Annotated in this window: 3 protein-coding genes; all 3 read left to right on the forward strand. The window is 73.9% G+C overall.

Annotated features, from left to right (window positions below; genetic code table 11):
* On the forward strand, nt 1-1554 hold a 1554-nt coding region (gene bcsE / locus G3N96_RS38415), incomplete at its 5' end, for a cellulose biosynthesis protein BcsE (protein ID WP_206140465.1).
* Nucleotides 1551-1769: a hypothetical protein gene (locus G3N96_RS38420; protein ID WP_089439809.1), complete on the forward strand. Its 219-nt coding sequence runs from the start codon at nt 1551-1553 to the stop codon at nt 1767-1769. The genes bcsE and G3N96_RS38420, both read left to right, overlap by 4 nt.
* Nucleotides 1766-2403 (forward strand): cellulose biosynthesis protein BcsQ (gene bcsQ, locus G3N96_RS38425; RefSeq protein WP_206140466.1); only part of this gene is annotated, 638 nt, incomplete at its 3' end. The genes G3N96_RS38420 and bcsQ, both read left to right, overlap by 4 nt.

Consider the following 2403-nt stretch of genomic DNA (forward strand, 5'->3'; position numbering starts at 1 on the left):
GCAATCGCGGACGCCCCGCGCCGCGCGCCACCGGGCCCGTTCGCACGACTGACCGGCGGCCTGCGCGCGCTGAAGCGCTACGGCTTTCGCGCGCGCTCGCTGTATTTCGTCGAGGGCGCGCAGCGCTGGTTCAGCTGGGACGACCCGATCGCGCTCGCCGACGAGGCGCACGCACTCGCCGACTGGTGCCGCACGCGCCGGATCGCGCTGGTGCTGCTGCTCGATCCCGAAGCGACCCCTGCGGGCGGCGCAGCGCGCACCGACGATGCGCCGCTCGTGCGCGATGCGGATCGCACGCCGCGCAGCGGTTTCCACGGTATCTGCTCGGGCGTCGCGCAGTTGCAGCGCACGCACGGCGAGCTGCTGTGGGTCGTCGATTTCTGGCGGGCGGGCGACACGCTCGCGGCCGGCGAAGTGCGGCCGCTGCGCTTCGCGCCGGGTGGCCGGCTGTCGGCGAACGTCGACGGCGGCGCGACCGAGCCCGCGCGCCGGATGAAGATCGCGAGCGACGAGGATCGCGTCGTCGTCAGCCGTGCGGTGCTCGAAGGCACGAACCGCGCGCCGGACGGCTGGGAGATCGTCGAGGACAACGCGGCCGTCGTCGCCGCCTGCGCGCATGCGCAGGCCGCCACCGCGGTGCTCGTGTTCCGCTCGCATGCGCAGCTCGAAGCGTTGTGCGCGGACGTGCACGCGCTGCGCCGGCAGTGCGGCGGTGCGCTGAAGATCGCGGTCGTCGAGCGCGGCGAAGTGCTGCGCCAGCAGTTCGAGATGCTGGTGCTGAGCGTCGGCGCGAGCCGCGTCGTCGCGCGCGACCTGCCGGTCTCGCGGATGCAGGCCGCCGTGCACGCGTTGCGCGGCCAGCTCTATGCGCGGCCCGTCGCGGCCGACTATCGTGCGGCGCTTGCGGCCGCGCTCGGCGATTCGGTGCTCGGCTACCTGCCGGTAGGCGCGTTCTGCCTGCGGATTCGCGCGGTGCTCGATCGCGGCGCCGTGCTCGCGCTGCCGCACACGCTCGCGAAGATCGCGCTGCTGCCGGGCGTGTCGCACGTCGACGCGCTGCGGCATTGCCGGCCGCGCCGCGCGGGCGACGTCGTGACGGCCGATGCCGCGCACCTGTACGTGTTCCTGTTCGCGTGCGAACCGGCCGATGCGGAGGACGCGCTCGCGCGCATCTTCGACGTGCCGGTCGACACGCTGTCCGACCGCGTCGTCTGCCTCGGCCACGGCAGCATCGACACCGAGCTCAATGCGCTGAAGGCGGAGAACCGGCGCGCGCCGATCGCCGACTACAGCGATCTGTTCGCGGCCACGCCGCCGGCGGGCGCGACGCACAAGCCGTCCGTTCGCACCGACCCCGGCGCGGCGTTGCGCGACGCGAGCGACGTGAGCGGCGCGATCGACGCCATCGATACGATCGTCGCGCTCGAGGCGATCGGTGCGACACCGACGGCCGCGGCTGTCGATGCATCGGCGCCGGAACCCGTCATTCCCGCCGCGCGCAAGCGCAGCGCCGTCCGCAGCGCGATGCCGCTGCGCAAGGAGGGAGTCGCATGATTGCCGAAATCGTCATCGGTTTCATCGTCGGCATCGTGATCGCGGTGCCGGTGTGGATCGTCGCGCAGCACCTCGGCATCGGCCGCGGTTTTCATGCGCCGCGCGGTATCGACCGGCGCGACGCGGTGCCGTGCGAACTCGTGCCCGTCGCGCTGCGCGGGCGGCTGCTGCCCGATGCGGCGCGCGGCGAGCATAGCGGCGAGGCGGCCCGATGAAGACGATCGCCATTGCGTCGACGACGGGCGGCGCGGGCCGCACGACGCTCACGGCCGCGCTCGCGGTGCTGCTCGCGCGTCGTGGCCGGCCGGTCGTCGCCGTCGAATTCGATGCACAGAACCTGATGGGCGCGACGCTCGGCCTCGACTCGCTGGCCGAGCATGGCCTCGCGCAGAGCCTGCTCGGTGGCGGCGAGCCGTGGCATGCCCATACGTGGCGTAACGCCGACGGCGTGCTGTTCGTCCCGTACGGGCAGGTCGACGCGGCCGGCGCCGCCGCGTGCGATGCGCGGCTCGCGGCCGATCCCGCGTGGCTGTCGCGCGCGCTCGACGAGATCGCGCTGCCGGCCGACGGCGTCGTGCTGATCGACACCGCGCGCTATCCGTCGACGCAGGCAGAACAGGCGATTCGCCGCGCGGACCTCACGCTCGTCGTCGTGCCGCCCGAGCCGACCGCGTGCGCGACCACGGCCGCGCGGCTCGGTGCGCTGCGGGCCGGCGGCGAGCTGCGGATCGTCGTGAACCGGCTGAATCCGGCGCGCGACATGCAGCGCGATGCGCTCGGCATGCTGCGCGCGGTCGCGTGGCCGGCGTCGATGCTCGCGCAGCCGATCCGCGTCGAGCCGTGCCGCGC

This window comes from Burkholderia sp. Se-20373 (assembly GCF_017104705.1).
GTDB lineage: Bacteria > Pseudomonadota > Gammaproteobacteria > Burkholderiales > Burkholderiaceae > Burkholderia.

What these genes read in the sequence shown, in the direction of transcription:
- G3N96_RS38420 (WP_089439809.1), top strand. Translation starts at nt 1,551, where the DNA reads ATGATTGCCGAAATCGTCATCGGTTTCATCGTCGGCATCGTGATCGCG.